Origin of the sequence: Azonexus hydrophilus (assembly GCF_905120355.1) — a bacterium.
Lineage (GTDB): Bacteria > Pseudomonadota > Gammaproteobacteria > Burkholderiales > Rhodocyclaceae > Azonexus.
In genome coordinates, this window is the sequence record NZ_CAJHOB010000002.1 from 223747 (window position 1) to 240538 (window position 16792).

Below are 16792 nucleotides of genomic sequence, written 5' to 3' on the forward strand. Positions count from 1 at the left end.
ACTCAGTTGCGTAATTTCCAGCCACGGTCGAGGAGCTGAATGCACAGGGCGGCGACCAGTACGAGGCTGACCAGAACGACTGCCAGGCTGAGTTCGGGGGCGACATCGGAGACGCCGTAGAAGCCATAGCGGAAGCCGTCGATCATGTAAAAAACCGGATTGTACCGGGAGAGCCCTTGCCAGAATGCGGGCAAGCTGTAAATCGAGTAAAACACGCCGGAGAGCATGGTCAGCGGCATGATGAGGAAATTCTGGAAGGCGGCCAGTTGATCGAATTTTTCCACCCAGATGCCGGCCAGCAGGCCCAGGCTGCCAAACAGGCTGCCGCTGAGCAGGGCAAAGGCGATGATCCAGCCGGGGGCGGCGGCGTGCAGGTCGACGAAGAAGGCAGCGACGACGATGACCCCGAGCCCCACCATGAGTCCGCGCAGTACGGCGGCCAGGACATAGGCGGCATAGAAAGCGGTCGATGAGATTGGCGGCAGCAGGACGAAGACGATGGAGCCGGTGATCTTGGCCTGGATCAGGCTGGATGAGGCGTTGGCGAAGGCATTCTGCAGAATCTGCATCATCACCAGTCCGGGAATGAGGAAGCTGCCGTAATCGACGCCATGTACCTGCACCCGTCCCTCCAGGACGTGGCTGAAGATCATCAGGTAGAGCATGGCCGTGAGTACCGGCGCCGCGACCGTCTGGAAGGCGACCTTCCAGAAGCGCAGGAGCTCCTTGTAGAACAGGGTCCAGAATCCGATCATGCGCGCAGCGTCCGCATGAAGATGTCTTCCAGCGAAGCCCCCGGGTGAGCCGCCAGCAGATCGGCGGTGCGTTCCAGGGCGATGAGTTTGCCCTGTTTCAGGAGCGCGATGCGGTTGCACAAGGCTTCCGCTTCTTCCAGGTAGTGCGTGGTGAGGATGATGCTGTGACCTTCTGCGTTGAGACGGCGGACGAATTGCCACAAGCCCTGGCGCAATTCGACGTCGACGCCGGCCGTGGGTTCATCCAGCACGATGACGGGGGGCTTGTGCACCAGCGCCTGTGCCACCAGGACCCGCCGCTTCATGCCGCCGGAGAGGCGGCGCATGTTGACTTCAGCTTTGCTGGTGAGGTCAAGGTGATGCAGGATTTCATCGATCCAGTCATCGTTGTGGCGCAAACCGAAATAGCCGGACTGGATGCGCAGGGTCTCGCGCACGTTGAAGAAAGGGTCGAACACCAGTTCCTGCGGCACCACGCCGAGCAGGCGCCGGGCGGTGCGGAAATCCTTGCTGACATCGTGGCCAAGGACGCTGATCCGGCCCCGGTCGGGGCGGGTCAGTCCGGCCAGGCAGGAAATCAGTGTGGTTTTGCCGGCGCCATTGGGGCCGAGCAATCCGAAGAATTCTCCGGGCGCGATATCCAGAGTGATGCCGCCCAGGGCGTGCAGGGCACCAAAGGTTTTGTGCACGTCAACAAAGGAAACGGCAGCTTGCGGCATGGGGTTTTCTCGCTGCGCTCAGGCGGCGAGCAACAGGTCGTGCAGGCCGTAGAGTTCCGCCAGCGCCCGGATATTGGCGGGAGCGCCGGTAAAACGGATGGCAATGCCCTGGCGATCGGCGCTGCGCTGCCAGCTCAGCATGACGGCCAGAGCCGAGGAATCGGCGGCCTCGACGGCGGCCAGATTGAATACGCGGCCGCCCTGCGCCAGGTGCTGCTCGCCTTTTGCCAGTAGCTGCGCCGCTTCTGTTAGGCGCATCCCGCCGCTGACATGGACCTCGTCGCCGACTCGTTCCATCACTTGCGTGCCGTTTTGGCGGCAGCCGAAGTTTCCAGGGATTTGTTCTTTGCGGCGAGGGTTGAAATCAGGCCATCGATGCCGTTGTCACGGACTTCCTTGGCGAATTGCTCACGGTAATTGGTGACCAGGCTGATCCCGGCGACCACGACGTCAAATACCTTCCAGGCGTCGCCCTGCTGTTCCAGCCAGTAGTCGAGTTGTACCGGCTGTGCACCGGGTTGCAGTACTTCGCTGCGCACCAGCACTTCAGTTTCGCCGGCCTTCATCTTCAACGGTTTGACCACCAGTTTCTGGTTGCTGTAGCTGGTCACGGCATTGGCGTAGGTGCGTACCAGCAAGGCCTTGAATTCCTCGGCCAGGCGTTTTTTCTGTTCAGCATTGGCGGCGCGCCAGTCGCGGCCGACCGCCAGTGCGGTCATGCGCTGAAAATCAAAGTGCGGCAGCACTTTGGCGTCAACCAGGGCGGTGATTTTCTTGATGTCACCGTTACGGATAGCCTGATCCTGTTTGACGATTTCCAGAACCTCTTCCGAAACGCGCTTGACCAGGGCGTCCGGTGCTTCGGCGGCAGCGACGTTGAGTGCCAGCAGGCAGGCAGAACAGAAAACAAGAAAACGCGAGATCATTTTGGTGGTGCTTTCAGTCATCGAAACGGGGTGGGCGGCCGTCATAGATCAGGTTCTGGCGGCGTTGCAGGTAGGCGTCACGAACGTAGGCGTATTCGTCGATGGCCGCTTCTTCGACAATCTTGTCAGCGGGCAGCAGGCCGGCGCGCAGGTCAACAAAGCGCAGGGCCACCGCGCCGTAGCGGGTGTGGTAATTCTTGATGCCCATCAGTGGGTCAGTGAAGAATTCGATGGCCCAGCCTGCTGTGTCACGCACTGTACGGGGGCCAATGAGGGGCAGGAAGACGTAATTGCTTTCCTTGGCGCCCCAGATGGCAAAAGTTTGCCCGAGATCCTCATTGTGGCGCTCGATGCCGAGTTCGCTGGCGACATCGAACAGGCCGAAGATGCCGACGGTGGAGTTCACCAGCATCCGCGCCAGGCTGTCTCCGGCATCTCCGGGTTTGCCTTGCATGAGACTGTTGGCGCCAACCCAGGCTTCGCCGAGGTTGCCAAAGAAGTTGCCAACGCCGGCCTTGGCAGGCAGTGGCACACTGGCGTCATAGGCCTGGGCCACCGGACGGGTGACGTAGGTATCGAGGGTCTTGTTGACCGTGTACATCGTGCGATTGAAGTTTTCGTACGGGTCGTGCGGGTTTTCCGCTGCCACGCCCAGGCCGGCAAGCGCCATGCTCCCGATGGCGAGCAGGCTACGCAGTGTGTTGGTTTTCAATATGGTCCTCATTTGCTGTCTTGCCCCTCGGCTGCCTTGTTGAAGAGGAATTGACTGATCAGTTTTTCCAGCACGACTGCCGACTGGGTTTTACGGATGCTGTCGCCAGGTTGCAGCATTTTTTCGTCACCGCCAGCGTCGAAGCCGATGTATTGCTCGCCCAGCAACCCCGCCGTGAAGATCGAGGCAAACGTGTCGCGCGGGAAACGGTAACGCCCGTCAATCTGCATCGTCACGATGGCATCGTAGCGTTCCGGATCGAAGCGGATGTCGGTGATCCGTCCAACCAGCACCCCGGCGCTACGGACCGGGCCGCGTACCTTCAGGCCGCCGATGTTATCAAAGCGGGCTTCCAGCGTGTATGTCTGGGCGAGGTGGGCGCTCGATAAATTACCGACCTTGAGGGCCAAAAACAACACTGCGGCGATACCGAGTGCAACGAAGAAACCAACCCACAGGTCAAGGACAGTACGGTTCACGAAGTCCCCCGGAACATGAACGAAGTGAGAATGAAATCGAGTGCCAGAATGGTCATGGCTGACGTCACCACGGTGCGCGTGATGGCGCGCGATACGCCTTCCGCAGTCGGTGCCGAATCGTAGCCCTCGAATACGGCGATCAAGGAAACGGCGAAGCCGAAGACCACGCTCTTGATGATGCCGTTGACGATGTCGTAGCGGAAATCGACGCTTGACTGCATCTGCGACCAGAAGGCGCCATCATCGACGCCGATGAAAACGACGCCGATCAGCCAGCCGCCAAACACGCCCATGGCGGAAAACATGGCGGCCAGCAGGGGCATGGCGATGACGCCTCCCCAGAAACGTGGCGCCACCACGCGGGCGATCGGATTGACCGCCATCATGTCCATCGCCTTCAGTTGTTCGGTGGTCTTCATCAGGCCGATTTCGGCGGTGATCGACGAACCCGCGCGGGATGCGAACAGCAGGCCGGCAACGACCGGACCCAGTTCGCGCACTAGAGACAGGGCGACCAGGATGCCGAGTGCTTCGGTGGAGCCAAAGCGCTGCAGGGTTTCGTAGCCCTGTAGACCGAGCACCAGACCGACGAATAGGCCAGAGACCAGGATGATCAGCAGCGACAACACGCCGCTGAAGTAGATTTCGCGCAGGGTCAGTGGCAGGCGGCGGAACGAAGTGCCGGAATGGCGCAGGATGGCCAGGAAGAAACGTGCGGCAAAGCCCAGTTGCCAGATCTTGTCGACCGTGCCGTGGCCGAGTTTGCTGATCCACTCAAGCGGCTTGAACATGCGTCCGCTCCAGGAAATCTTCCGCTGCCGAGGGGGCGGGATAATCAAATGCGACCGGGCCATCGGCCTCGGCATGGACGAACTGATGCACGAAGGGATCGCGTGAGGCGCGGATGTCGTCCGGAGTGCCTTCGGCGACGACCTTGCCACCATTCAGGAAATAGATGTAGTCCACCATCAGGAGCGATTCCTGCACATCGTGCGTGACCATGATCGAAGTCGCACCCAACGCGTCGTTCAGGGTGCGGATCAGGCGACCGATGACACCCAGGGCAATCGGGTCGAGTCCGGTGAACGGTTCGTCGTACATGATCAGGGCAGGGTCCAGCGCCACGGCCCGGGCCAGGGCAACGCGGCGTGCCATGCCGCCGGAGAGCGCGGTCGGCATCAGGCGATGGGCGCCGCGCAGACCGACCGCTTCAAGCTTCATCAGGACCAGATCGCGGATCATGCGCTCCGGCAGGTCAGTGTGTTCGCGCAGAGGAAACGCGACGTTTTCGAATACGGACAGGTCAGTAAACAGGGCGCCGAACTGGAACAGCATGCCCATCTGCCGGCGCAGGCGGTACAGCTCGGATTCGGACATCTTGCTGACGACATCGTCACCCAGGCGCACGCTGCCGGCGGTCGGCCGCAGCTGGCCACCGATGCAGCGTAGCAGCGTGGTTTTACCGCACCCTGAACCGCCCATGATGGCAACTACCTTGCCGCGTGGGATGCGCATGTTGATCCCTTGCAGCAGCGGTCGGTCGCCATAGCTGAAATGCAGGTCCTGGATGTCGACCAGGATGTCGTTCGTCAAGACGTCTTCCCCAAAAAGAATGGCGCGATTCTAGCAGAAGTCGAGGTGCCACTTTTCTGTCGGCTTTGTGGTGAGCTTTGTTTGATGACAAATAAATAATCGCGGGGTATATTTGCGCATCGCTTCCATATGTCATTAAATGGGTCCGTCCATGCACGTGCTGGCTTTCCTGCTTCTCATCCTTGCGGCATGCAGTCAGCCTGCGCCACGCCTGGATTCAGGGGCGCATCTGCAGGCCGGCATGGCAGTGCCGATGGCTTCCGGAAAACAGGAGCAAGCATTGGCAGAGCCGGACAGCCGCCCGCCGTGGCCTTTTTCCACGGCTGCCGAAACCTACAGCGTTACCGTGCGTGATGTGCCGGTACGAGATCTGCTGTTCGTGCTGGCCCGCGATGCCAAGCTGGAAATCGACATTGCGCCGCAGGTTGGCGGGACGGTCACGCTCAATGCCTACCAGCGCCCGTTGCCGGAATTGCTTGAGCGGATCGCGCGCCAGGTGCCGCTGCGTTATGAGTTCCTGGCCAATAGTCTGCTGGTGGCGCCAGATGCGCCCTACCTGCAGCATTACACGGTGGATTACGTCAACCTCGGGCGCACGGTCACCACGTCGGTGTCGAACAACATGCAGATCGGTAGCGTCCAGGGCAGCGACAAGAGTGCCGACAACCTGTCTGCGACCCGGATTGAAAACACGACCCAGCACAGGTTCTGGGAAAAGCTGGAGAAAAGCATCCTGCACCTGCTGCAGGAAGGTGAGGCCGGCAAGAAGCCGTCGGCAGGCGAACCGCAGCGGCTGGCCGTGCATCCGGAAGCCGGAGTGGTGTCGGTATTCGCCACCCAGGCGCAGCAGCGGCAGGTTGCCCGTCTGCTGGCACAAATGAGCGGCGCCGTGCGGCGCCAGGTCCTGATCGAGGCGAGCATCGTCGAGGTCAGTCTGAACGAAGGCTACGAGCAAGGTATCGACTGGACCTCCATGCTCAGTGGCGGGGTGTTCGAATATGCCGGCAACCCGCTGAAAAACAGCGTCAACCTGCGCTATAACCGCGGTGACAATCCGCGCGCCCTGCTGACGCTGCTGCAGCGGTTCGGTACCAGCAAGGTGCTTTCCAGCCCGCGCCTGTCGGTGCTCAATAATCAGACCGCCTTGCTGAAGGTGGTCGAGAATTATGTTTATTTCAGTGTCAAGGCGGATACCACCAGCACCGCCAATGTCGGTAGTACGGTGACCTACACCACGACACCGCAAACTGTGGCGGTGGGCCTGGTGATGGGGGTGACGCCGCAAATTGCCGCTGACGATTCGGTCATTCTCAACATTCGTCCGACCATTACCAGCATCAGCCGCGAAGTGCCCGATCCCAATCCGGAGTTGCGCAAGAATGGCATCGAGAATCTGGTGCCGATGATCCGGACACGGGAGATCGAGTCGGTCATGCGCGTCGCCAATGGCCAGATTGCCGTGCTGGGTGGCCTGATGGAAGACCGCATCGACTATCAGACGGCTCGCCTGCCCGGGCTGGGGCAGGTGCCGCTGGTAGGAGAAGCGTTCAACAACCGCAACAATCGCACGCAGAAAACCGAACTGGTCATTTTCCTGCGGCCGCTGGTCGTGCGCGAGCCGGGCCTGCCAGGGGCCTATAACGGTTACGAGCGTTTTCTGCCGGATGCGGCTTTTCTCGCTGCGCCTGAACACGGGCAAGCGTTCCGTTTCCCCCCAACCGGGCCGGCGGCAGGATCACCATGAATGCGCCGCTACCTTTGCTGGGAGAGCAGCTCCTGCGGCGGCGGTTGATCAGCCCGGATCAACTGCGCATCGCCTTGCTGGAACAGCAGCAGAAACGGCGGCCACTGGGCTGGTTGCTGGCTGAACTCGGCTTTGCCGATGAGGCTGGCGTGCAGGATGTCGTTGCCGAGCAACTGGCATGCCAGCGCTTCGATCCCGTGCAACACCGGCCGAGCCCGCAGGCATTGGCGCTACTGGCAGAGGAAGAAGCGCGCCGCCAGTATCTGCTGCCGCTGGCGGTGGATGCAGCAACGCAGACCTTCCTGCTGGCCATGGCACAGCCCTTTGATCCGCATGCCCGGGCGCTTTGCGACAGCATTTGTCCGGGCGGGATGCGTTGCGAAGTGTTGCTTGCCGGAGCGGGTGAGATCGAGCAGGCCATCAGTCAGCATTACCCATCCCGGCTCGATATCGATACCCTGCTCGATGAGTGTGGCAGCAAGCCCACGGGGATGGCGCAGGCGCACGGCGAACCTCCCGCTGTGCGCCTGGTGGCGGCACTGCTTGCGGATGCCGTGCGCCAGGGGGCTTCGGATCTGCATTTTTCGCCGGAGCGGGCCTGTCTGCGCATTCGTTACCGTATCGACGGCATGCTGCTGACCATCCGCCTGCTGCACCTGGCGCTCTGGCCGATGTTGGCCGGGCGCTTGAAAATACTGGCGGGGATGAACATTGCGGAAAACCGCCTGGCACAGGACGGTCATTTCAGCCAGAGTCTGCTCGGTCGGGTGGTGGATTTCCGGGTGTCCTGCCAGCCGACACTGCATGGCGAAAATTTTGTCCTGCGCATTCTTGACCGGCAACGCGGCATCCTGCCGTTGACGGCACTGCAGTTGCCCGCCCGGCAGCTCACGCAACTGCAGCAGATGCTGCGCCACCCGAGTGGCCTGTTGCTGGTCACCGGCCCGACCGGCAGTGGCAAGACGTCGACCCTGTACGCGCTGCTCAAGGAGCTCAACCACGACGGCATCCATATCATGACGCTGGAGGATCCGGTGGAATATCAGCTGCCGCTGCTGCGGCAGGTGTCCCTCACCGACAATGCCAAGGCCAGTTTTGCCGATGGCGTGCGCGCCCTGTTGCGGCAGGATCCGGATGTCATCCTGATTGGCGAGATCCGCGATGCGGAAACGGCACGCATGGCATTGCGTGCGGCGCTCACCGGGCATCTGGTGTTCGCCACCTTGCATGCGGGCAGCGCCTTGTCGGCGTTTTCCCGTTTGCACGAGCTGGGTGTCGAGCGGCAGCAACTGCAGGGCAACCTGATCGGTATTGTTGCTCAGCGCTTGTTTCGCACGCCGTGCGTCTGTCAGCACGAACATGCGACAGTTGGTTGTGCCTTGTGTCACCACAGTGGCTACCGGGGGCGGCGGGCTCTGCTGGAAATCCTGCACATCACGCCGGCGCTTGATCCGCTGCTGGCCGCTGCTGCGGGTTTGCCGGAATTGTTTGCAGCCGCCCGGGCGCATGGATTCGTACCGCTGGCCGAAGCTGCCCAGGCCGAGGTCGCGCGCGGTGGCACGACATCCAGCGAAATGGCGCGGATCGTCGATCTGGCTGACGTGCTTGCCGGGGAGTACGGTCATGCGTCTTGAATACACCGCGCTTGATGGACAGGGGCGGCTGGTCCGTGGCGTCCAGGAGGTGCCCAGCCGTGCTGCCTTGAGCGAGTTTCTGGCTACACGGCAGCTCGATCTGCTGCAGGTGCGCCGCTGCTGGTTGCCGCAGTTGTGCGCGCGCCGGACCGCGCTGACGCTGCCTGACCAGATCGGGCTGTGTCAGCATCTGGCGCATTACCTGGCCGCCGGGCTGCATCTCGACGAGGCCTTGCGCGATCTGGCCGGACACGCCGATACGCCCGCTTTGCGCAGCCTGGGGCAGAGCCTGCAACGAAGCTTGCAGGGGGGAATGAGTCTGTCGCAAGGCTTGCGGCCGCATTTGGAAGCAAACACGGCTTATATCGCAGAACTGATTGCCGCGGGCGAGCAGAGCGGCACCTTGCCTACGCTGCTGCAGCGTCTCGGGGAAACCTTGCAGCGGAGTGAGCAGTGGCGGCAGCAAGCCAGGCGGGCCTTGTTCTATCCCTGTATCGCAGGCACCGTGGCCGGTGCTGCGTGCGTATTTCTGCTGCTGTTCCTGGTGCCGCAGATTGAAGGTTTCCTCCGCGCCAGTGGCCAGCCCTTGCCCTGGCACAGCCGTGCGTTATTCGCCTTGTCGGCGGCCATACAGCAGCTATGGCTGGTCCTGCTGCTGTTGCCTCTGCTCATGTGGGCCGTGCTGGGCGCCTGCTTGCGCCTCTATCCCCGGCTCTATTGGCGGCTTGCCTGTTGGCAACTGAGCATGCCGGTTTTCGGGCGGATCCAGCTGCGATTGCAGCTGGCGCAACTGGCCGACCTGCTGGCGTTGCTATATGCGGCGGGGATTTCGCTCGCGACAGCACTGACCACCTGCGCGGCCAGTTGTCGTAATCTGGCGCTGGCCATCAGCCTGGAGGAAATCCAGCAGAGCGTGCGCGATGGGCAGAGCCTGAGTCAGGCGTTTGCCCAGGCCGCTGGGGCAAATCGTTTCTACCCGGTGTTTTTTCTGCACCTGCTGCAGGGTGGTGAAAAAACCGGGCAGCTCGAACACAGCCTCCGGCATATCAGCGAACGCTACAACGCGTCGGCCAGTGCCGCGATTGCCCGCCTGCACACGCTCATCGAGCCGGCCCTGACCTTGGTGGTTGGCGTTTTTCTTGGCTGGGTGGTCATTGCCACCCTGCAGCCGCTTTATGCGCTGATCGGCGAGGCGCTGTGATGTGGCCCTGGATCGGTCTGTATCTGGAAGAGTCCGAGCTCTACACCTGGAGCCGGCGCACGGCCTGCCTGCGGCCGGTGGCGGATGTGGCAGAAGTGCTGACCGCACATCGGCGCAGCAACTATCGTCTGGTGGTCAACCAGAGTCGCGAACAGATTCTGCCGGAAACGCTGCCGGTAATGTCGCGCGGGATGCGGGCGCAGTTCCTTGACAGCCGCTTGCGCCGCCTCTTTCCCGATACGCCCTGGCGTAGTGTCGCCCCTGCGGCGAAGCCGGCGGCAAGTACGGAAATCACTTGGCTGGCCTTGAGTGAAACCCCGGCCTTGCGGCAGCTGCTGGCTGCTCTGTCTGAATACGCGGGGGCGGTGCTCGGCATCTACAGCGTGGTGCAGCTGTTGCCGCCGGGTTTGCACGCATCTCCCCATCTGCTGCTCAGCGAACATTGCCGGTATCTACGTTGCAGCTTGATGGCGGGGGGCCGTGTTCGTGCCAGTCAGCTCATCGCGGCGAGCGCAGACAGCGCGGGCGAAATTCGCCAATTTATCGCCCGCGCCCAACAGGGGAATCTGCCGGTGCTACTGTTGGGAAGTCAGGCTTGGCGTGATGCGCTGGTCTTGCCTGCCGGCCTGTCGCCGCTACCTGTTCCGTCCGCTTGTGCGCGTCCGCTGCTGGCGGGTATCCGTCGCTGGCCAGCTGAACAATTTGCCTTGCCGGCACAGCGCCGGGTGGCGCAGCGGCGTAGCCGGGGGGTGACGCTGGGGGCTGCAAGCGCCTGTGGCCTGCTGGCCGCGACGCTCACCGGTTACGGTTGTCAGCAGGCAGAACCGCTGCGCCTGCCGCCTGTGGTCACGCCTGCCGTCGTCGTTCCTGAGGACATGCCAGAACCGCTGTTGGCACCTGTGCTGCCGCCGGCGCAAGAGAGCGTGCCAGTGGTGGCGCCGCGACTGGATGGGCGCATCAGTCGTCAGGAACGCGTTGTCAGCGAATGGCGAGAGGGAATGCTCGTGTCTCCCGCCGACGGGCATCTGGCCGTTGGCGACACAGCGGAGCAACCGCTGTTGCCGCCCGGCAGCCTGCGGATTCATCGGGTACCGGGGCGATGAAGCGGGCCACACCGTGCCGCGCCCGCGGCCATATCCTGCTGACCTTGCTGCTGCTGACGGTGGCGACGACGGCGCTGGCGTTGAACTGGTTGCCTTCGGAGAATGGTCAGATGCAGCGTCGGCTGCGGCAGCAAGAGCAATTTGCCGTGCTGCGCGAGGCGCTCATTGCGCGTGCCGTGAATGATGATAACCGCCCCGGCAGTTTGCCTTGCCCGGCCCCAAATCCGGAAGTGAACGGCACGGCGCCGCTGCTGGCCGGTCAGAATTGTCCGCAGCGCCTGGATGGGGTGCCGTGGAGCACCCTGAAAATTCGTCCGCCGCATGATGCGTCGCACACGCCCTGGTACTACCTGATTGCTCCCGGGTTGCAGGACAGCGAGAGCAGTCAGCCGATCCACAGCGACCATCCCTCCGGCCTGGTCAGTGCCCTGGAGGCGCTGCCGGTCGGCAACATTGCGGCGGTGCTGATCGCGCCTGGGCCCGCGCTTCCCGGTCAGCAGCGGCCAAGCGTTGATCCTGCGGCGTACAGTGAAGTCGTGCTCAGCCAGCAAAGCGATGGTGTGCACTTTGCCTTGTCGGGACAGAGTAACGACCAGCTCTACCTGATCCACCGCGATGAGATCCTGCGCCCTGTCGAACGGCGCGTGCTACGCAGCGTACTGCGCTGCCTGGATGAGCATGCGCGCTACAGCGGCGGGCAGATACCCTGGGCCGCGCCGCTGGTGTCGGCGCAGCGCCACGGTCAGGTCGCTTGCACCTTTGGTCGGGTACCAGCGACACAGCCTGTCGGCAGTCTGACGCAGTTGGCGCAGGAAACGGCGGCCAGCCTGCAGCAGGCAGCACCGGGAGAGGCCCGGCAGGCAGCGTGCAGCCGTGCGGGAAATCTCCTGCACAGTACGAAGCAGGCGCTCACGCCGCTGATGCAGCTGGCAGGCACGTGCCAGGCAGGAATGCTCAGTGCGGAGAAGGCGGCGCCACTGGTCAACGCCTTGCGGGAGGCGTTGGATAGCTTCGGCCTGGCGAGTTCAGCTCAGCGCCAGCAATTGCTGCACTTGCAGGACGGCTTCGCCAGCGGGACTGGAGCAGCGGCGTTGCTGGTCGAGCTTGACGCCTATTGCGGCAGCCTGCAGGCGCAACTGAGCGCGTTGCAGCAGCGACGCGAAGCAGCCTCCAGCCAGTGGGCGCAATGCGTGTCGCAACCCGCGCCGCTGATCAATGCTTTGTCCTTGCTCAGTCCCCCGGGGACAAGTAGTGCTGCCGCGCGCTGGCCCATGGTCTGGGGCGCAGCCGCCTGCGATTTTCTGCGCGACGAAAGCAGCTGGTGGGCGAGAAACGAGTGGGCGGACATGATCTTTTACCGCTTTGCCCCGGTGGGGGTTGGCAGCGGGGAGTGGCCGCAGATCGCCGGCTATGGCCCGGTGGAACGGCTGGTGATTGCTGCCGGTGCTGCACGTCCGGGGCAGCACAGGCCCGGATTCGATTTTGGGGATTATCTGGAGGGCAGCCATGCCGCAGCAGGGGCAGCGTTGTTTTTCCGGGAGCAGGTGGATGGCAATGATCAGATCGCTTTCTGAAGCGCGCGGCCACCGCGGGTTTTCCCTCATCGAACTCAGTATTGTGCTGATCGTGTTCGCACTTCTTGCGGGCAGTCTCCTGCCCCTGGCGAGTGGGCAGCGCCAGCAGCAGGAAGAGCTGCGGGCGGCGCGCCAGCTCGAACAGGCCCTGGAGGCGCTGTATGCTCACGCGGTGGTGTACGGTCATTTGCCGTGTCCGGCGGATCCGGCACTGGCCGCAGCCGATGCGCAGGCGGGGGCCGCTGCGTGCCCACGTGAATACGGGGTGTTGCCATGGCAAACCCTGGGACTTGCTGCGACAGATCCCTGGGGAAGTTACATCAGCTATTTTGCGGACAAGAAATTCACCGGCCCCCCTGCGCCAGGGGCGGGTGCCGGCTTTGGCCTGCATACCGAAGCCAGTGGCGAGGTGTCGGTGGCCACGGGGGGCATCAAGCTGGCGAGTCAGATTCCCGCACTACTCGTTTGCCATGGCCGCAACGTGCACCAGGCCTGGCGTCCGGATGCAGGGCGCAATGCAGGAGGAAGTGTCGATGAAGTCGAAAACGGCAAAGCCTCGCGCAACTTCGTGGATCGATTGCCCGATGCCGGTTACGACGATCTGGTGCGCTGGGTCAATCCGGCCGTACTCAAGTTGCGGCTGGTCAATGCAGGGCGTCTGCCCTGACGGAGTGCGGGAATGGTTCTTGTCTGTACTGCTGTCACTCATGTAAGGAGAGCGTCATGGTTTTCACGCAACGCGGTTTCACCCTGATCGAAATATCGATTGTCCTGATCATCATTGGCTTGCTGCTGGGCGGAGTGCTTAAAGGGCAGGAGATGATCAACGATGCCAAGATCCGTAACATCGAGCAGGATATGGCCGGGATCGCAGCAGCGATTCATACCTATCAGGATCGTTACAAGGCCCTGCCCGGCGATGACAAGCGAGCAGCGGGACGCTGGGCTGCGGCCAGTGACGGGGATGGTGATGGCCTGCTGGAGGGGGACTTTGACAGCGCTACCGAGACCGATGAAAGCCGCATCATGTGGCGTCATCTACGCTATGCGGGGCTGCTGCAGGGCGACCCGGCTCAGTCCGGCCAGCCCAGACATGCCGCTGGGGGGCTGTTCGGCGTGCAGGGCAAGAGTGGGGGCCTGCTGTTGTGCGCTCGGCCCCTGACAAAGAAATTTGCCGAAATCATCGATGCGCATCAGGATGATGGACAACCGGACAAGGGGGTGATCCGGGTTTTTGCTGCTACAGGCGCCATCGATTTCAGCGCCCCGCTGACGAGCTACGACAGCGACGAAAGCACGGCCTACAGCTTATGCAAAATCCTTTGACAGACCGCGCAGAAGGCGCTCTTCAGCAGCGGCAACCGTGGCGGGGCTGCCCAGGAGTACGGCAATGTCACCTTCTTCGAGCAAGGTGTCAGGGGCTGGCTCCATGGCCCGTATGCCGCGGCGGCGGATGGCGGTGATTTCGCAGCCCAGACTGTCCAGCTGCAATTCGTTCAGGCGGTGACCGATGCCCCAGGCGCCAGTGCTCAGCCAGACCGAATGCAGGCGTGGTTGTTCGCTGCTCTCGATGTCGCGGTCACTCATGCCCCGGTAAAAGCCGCGTAACAATCGGTAGCGCTGGGCCCTGACCTGGCGTACCCGTTTCAGGACCCGGTTGATCGGCACGCCGACCAGCGCCAGTGCGTGTGAGGCGATCATCAGACTGGCTTCCAGGGTTTCCGGCACCACCTCGGCGGCGCCGGCACGGATCAGGCGGGCCATGTCCTTTTCGTCCGCCGTGCGAACAACCACCGGGAGTTCCGGCCGCAGTTGCTGCACGTGGTGCAGGACTTTTTCCGACAAGGCCGTGTCGCTGACTGTCACCACCACCACGCTGGCCCGCTGCAGCCCTGCTGCCAGCAGAGCTTCCTTGCGTCCGGCATCGCCAAAGACCACGCTTTCGCCGCCAGCAGCCGCTTCGCGTACCCGGTCCGGGTCCAGGTCCAGAGCGATGCTCTGGACGCCTTCTTCGGCTAGGAAACGTGCCATGTACTGGCCGTTGCGACCAAAACCGCAGAGGATGGCGTGTTTTTCCGAATTCATCGACTGTGCGGCAATCTGCGTCAGGTGCATGGAGCGGGTCAGCCACTCGCTCGCCACGAAGCGCAGGACCAGACGTTCCGAGTACTGGACAATGAAAGGGGCGAGCAGCATCGATAGCACCAGGGCCGTAAGCACGACCTGCTCGACATTTTTGGGCAGTCTGGCAATTTCACCCAGCAGCACGAAGCCGAATTCGCCACCGGCACATAGCCATAGGGCCGAGCGGATCGAATTGGCCGGACTGGTCCGGGCGCGCCAGGCGAGTAGGCCGACGATCAGAGCCTTGGTCAGCAGTAACAGCGCAAGTACCAACAGCACCTGCCACCACAGGTCAAACAGGATGTGCATGTCGAGTTTGACGCCGATGGTGACGAAAAACAGCCCCATCAACACATCGCGGAACGGCTTGATGTCCTCTTCCACCTGCAGGCGGAATTCCGTTTCTGCGATCAGCATGCCGGCGACAAAGGCGCCCAGCGCCAGCGACAGGCCTGCCAGTTCGGTCAGGGTGGCCATGGCCAGCGTGATCAGCAGCACGTTGAGGACGAATACCTCGGCCGATTTGGCGCGCGCCACCAGATGAAACCATTTGCGCATCAGTTTCTGGCCAAATACCAGAATCAGGGCCAGCACGGCGATGGCTTTGAGGATTGCGATGCCCATCAGGATGGCCAGTTTTTCCGGCGGCTGGGTCAGGGCCGGTAGCAGTACTAGCAAGGGAACAACCGCCAGATCCTGGAACAGCAGCACGCCAATCACCTGGCGGCCATGCACAGCGTCAAGCTCCATCCGCTCGGCCAGCAATTTGGTCAGCACGGCGGTGGAAGACATGGCGAGTACAGCCCCCAGTGCGATGCCCAGCTGCCAGCCGAAGCCGAACAACAGGGTGATGCCCATGCCGGCCAGCATGGTGATCAGCACCTGCAACAGCCCGAGGCCGAATACGATGCGCTTCATGGCATACAGCTTGGAGAGCGAAAACTCCAGGCCGATCGAGAACATGAGGAACACCACCCCGAATTCGGCCAGCGCCGTCAGACGCTTGATGTCGGTCATCAGGTTGAGCGCATGTGGGCCAATGATGCTGCCTACAGCGAGATAACCCAGCACCGGTGGCAGGTTGAATCGGCGAAACAGGACGACGGCAAAAACCGAGGCTCCCAGCAGAAGCAAAACAAGGGATAGTGCGCTCAAAGCGGGCTTCTTGAAGTCAGGTATACTTGCACGATGATACTCGCTGCCTTGTCATGAAACCAAGACCGTCCTCCACCAATTTTTCCGCTCAGCGTGCCCAGCAGCTGGGAAAGCAGACGCTGGACATTGAAGCGGCTGCCATCAGTGCCCTTAAGGCTCGTATCAATGATGACTTTTCCCGTGCCGTCGAGTGCATCCTGACCAGCCGTGGTCGCGTCATCGTGAGTGGTATGGGCAAGTCCGGCCATGTCGCCCGCAAGATCGCCGCGACGCTGGCTAGTACCGGGACGCCGGCCTATTTTGTGCATCCGGCCGAGGCCAGCCACGGCGATCTCGGCATGATTACCCGCGACGACGTGTTTCTGGCACTCTCCAATTCCGGCGAGTCAGACGAACTGCTCAACATTCTGCCCTCGCTGAAACGGCAGGGGGCGACCCTGATTGCCCTGACCGGGGTGCCGACATCCACCCTGGCGCGCGAAGCCGATATTCATCTCGATGCTGGCGTGGCGCAGGAGGCCTGCCCGCTCAATCTGGCCCCGACGGCCAGCACCACCGCGGCTCTGGCGCTGGGTGACGCTTTGGCAGTAGCGCTGCTCGACGCGCGCGGTTTTGGCGCCGAGGATTTTGCCCGCTCGCATCCAGGTGGTTCGTTGGGGCGACGGCTGCTCACGCATGTGCGGGATGTCATGCGTGCAGGCGATGCCGTGCCGGTGATTCATGCCGCGGCGCCGTTGAGCGAGGCCATCGTCAGTCTATCAGCCGGCGGACTCGGGTTTGTTGCCATCGTCGATGCGGATATGCGGCCGCAAGGCATCTTCACCGACGGTGACCTGCGCCGCGCCTTCGCTCGCGGGCTGGAACTGAATGGCAGGCGCATCGGCGAGTTGATGCACCCGCAGCCGGCCAGCATTCACCCCGATCGCCTGGCGGTGGAAGCGGTCGAAATCATGGAACAGAAGCGCATCAATGGCCTTCTGGTCTGTGCCGATGATGGGCGTTTGTGCGGGGCGCTCAACATGCACGATCTTTTTGCGGCCAAAGTGATCTGATGTCGTCCGCTGCGCCTGAAA

The 16792-nt window shown here is 62.4% G+C and carries 16 protein-coding genes and 1 pseudogene; 8 read left to right on the top strand and 9 right to left on the bottom strand.

Annotated features, from left to right (window positions below; genetic code table 11):
• Nucleotides 1–2: 2 nt before the first annotated feature.
• The 8 genes and pseudogenes from JYJ39_RS02465 to JYJ39_RS02500 form a co-directional block, all read right to left on the bottom strand.
• Entirely contained in the window at nucleotides 3–755 is a 753-nt protein-coding gene (locus JYJ39_RS02465; protein ID WP_205201799.1) for an ABC transporter permease, read from the bottom strand.
• Between the two features lie 29 nt (nucleotides 756–784).
• Nucleotides 785–1474 (bottom strand): annotated as a pseudogene (locus JYJ39_RS02470) (ABC transporter ATP-binding protein); the annotation flags it as partial.
• Between the two features lie 18 nt (nucleotides 1475–1492).
• The gene (locus JYJ39_RS02475) at nucleotides 1493–1771 is read right to left on the bottom strand and encodes an STAS domain-containing protein (RefSeq protein WP_205201801.1); all 279 of its coding nucleotides are present in this window, start codon (nucleotides 1769–1771) and stop codon (nucleotides 1493–1495) included.
• On the bottom strand, nucleotides 1771–2421 hold the full coding sequence (locus JYJ39_RS02480) for an MlaC/ttg2D family ABC transporter substrate-binding protein (protein WP_240189510.1): 651 nt from the start codon (nucleotides 2419–2421) through the stop codon (nucleotides 1771–1773). Before JYJ39_RS02480 ends, JYJ39_RS02475 begins: the two co-directional genes overlap by 1 nt.
• Nucleotides 2414–3112 (bottom strand): MlaA family lipoprotein, encoded by a 699-nt coding sequence (locus tag JYJ39_RS02485; RefSeq protein ID WP_240189511.1) that lies wholly within the window; start codon nucleotides 3110–3112, stop codon nucleotides 2414–2416. Before JYJ39_RS02485 ends, JYJ39_RS02480 begins: the two co-directional genes overlap by 8 nt.
• A gap of 8 nt (nucleotides 3113–3120) precedes the next feature.
• Nucleotides 3121–3591 (bottom strand): outer membrane lipid asymmetry maintenance protein MlaD, encoded by a 471-nt coding sequence (gene mlaD, locus JYJ39_RS02490; RefSeq protein ID WP_205201804.1) that lies wholly within the window; start codon nucleotides 3589–3591, stop codon nucleotides 3121–3123.
• Complete coding sequence (gene mlaE / locus JYJ39_RS02495) at nucleotides 3588–4382, bottom strand: lipid asymmetry maintenance ABC transporter permease subunit MlaE (protein WP_205201805.1); 795 nt, start codon at nucleotides 4380–4382, stop codon at nucleotides 3588–3590. Before mlaE ends, mlaD begins: the two co-directional genes overlap by 4 nt.
• Nucleotides 4366–5184 carry an ABC transporter ATP-binding protein gene (locus JYJ39_RS02500; RefSeq protein ID WP_205201806.1) on the bottom strand — a complete coding sequence of 273 codons (819 nt, stop codon included), beginning with the start codon at nucleotides 5182–5184 and terminating at the stop codon, nucleotides 4366–4368. Before JYJ39_RS02500 ends, mlaE begins: the two co-directional genes overlap by 17 nt.
• A 151-nt stretch (nucleotides 5185–5335) precedes the next feature.
• On the opposite strand from JYJ39_RS02500, the gene JYJ39_RS02505 reads away from it, so the two are divergent.
• From JYJ39_RS02505 to JYJ39_RS02535, 7 genes are read left to right on the top strand one after another with little or no spacing between them, the layout of a single operon-like run.
• Nucleotides 5336–6928 (top strand): type II and III secretion system protein, encoded by a 1593-nt coding sequence (locus JYJ39_RS02505; RefSeq protein ID WP_240189512.1) that lies wholly within the window; start codon nucleotides 5336–5338, stop codon nucleotides 6926–6928.
• The gene (locus JYJ39_RS02510) at nucleotides 6925–8562 is read left to right on the top strand and encodes a GspE/PulE family protein (protein ID WP_205201808.1); all 1638 of its coding nucleotides are present in this window, start codon (nucleotides 6925–6927) and stop codon (nucleotides 8560–8562) included. The genes JYJ39_RS02505 and JYJ39_RS02510 overlap by 4 nt, the downstream gene beginning before the upstream one ends.
• A complete protein-coding gene (locus JYJ39_RS02515) occupies nucleotides 8552–9763 on the top strand; it encodes a type II secretion system F family protein (protein WP_205201809.1) in 1212 nt (403 codons plus the stop codon). Before JYJ39_RS02510 ends, JYJ39_RS02515 begins: the two co-directional genes overlap by 11 nt.
• A complete protein-coding gene (locus tag JYJ39_RS02520) occupies nucleotides 9763–10866 on the top strand; it encodes a hypothetical protein (RefSeq protein ID WP_205201810.1) in 1104 nt (367 codons plus the stop codon). Before JYJ39_RS02515 ends, JYJ39_RS02520 begins: the two co-directional genes overlap by 1 nt.
• On the top strand, nucleotides 10863–12440 hold the full coding sequence (locus JYJ39_RS02525; protein WP_205201811.1) for a hypothetical protein: 1578 nt from the start codon (nucleotides 10863–10865) through the stop codon (nucleotides 12438–12440). Before JYJ39_RS02520 ends, JYJ39_RS02525 begins: the two co-directional genes overlap by 4 nt.
• A complete protein-coding gene (locus JYJ39_RS02530; protein WP_205201812.1) occupies nucleotides 12421–13107 on the top strand; it encodes a type II secretion system protein in 687 nt (228 codons plus the stop codon). Before JYJ39_RS02525 ends, JYJ39_RS02530 begins: the two co-directional genes overlap by 20 nt.
• A 56-nt stretch (nucleotides 13108–13163) precedes the next feature.
• Complete coding sequence (locus JYJ39_RS02535) at nucleotides 13164–13766, top strand: prepilin-type N-terminal cleavage/methylation domain-containing protein (RefSeq protein WP_205201814.1); 603 nt, start codon at nucleotides 13164–13166, stop codon at nucleotides 13764–13766.
• Here JYJ39_RS02535 and JYJ39_RS02540 read toward each other — a convergent pair.
• A complete protein-coding gene (locus JYJ39_RS02540; protein ID WP_205201816.1) occupies nucleotides 13749–15719 on the bottom strand; it encodes a monovalent cation:proton antiporter family protein in 1971 nt (656 codons plus the stop codon). The two genes, JYJ39_RS02535 and JYJ39_RS02540, sit on opposite strands and share 18 nt — an antisense overlap.
• A gap of 53 nt (nucleotides 15720–15772) precedes the next feature.
• Between JYJ39_RS02540 and JYJ39_RS02545 the strand changes: the two genes are divergently transcribed.
• Nucleotides 15773–16771: a KpsF/GutQ family sugar-phosphate isomerase gene (locus JYJ39_RS02545; RefSeq protein ID WP_205201817.1), complete on the top strand. Its 999-nt coding sequence runs from the start codon at nucleotides 15773–15775 to the stop codon at nucleotides 16769–16771.
• Nucleotides 16772–16792: the final 21 nt, after the last annotated feature.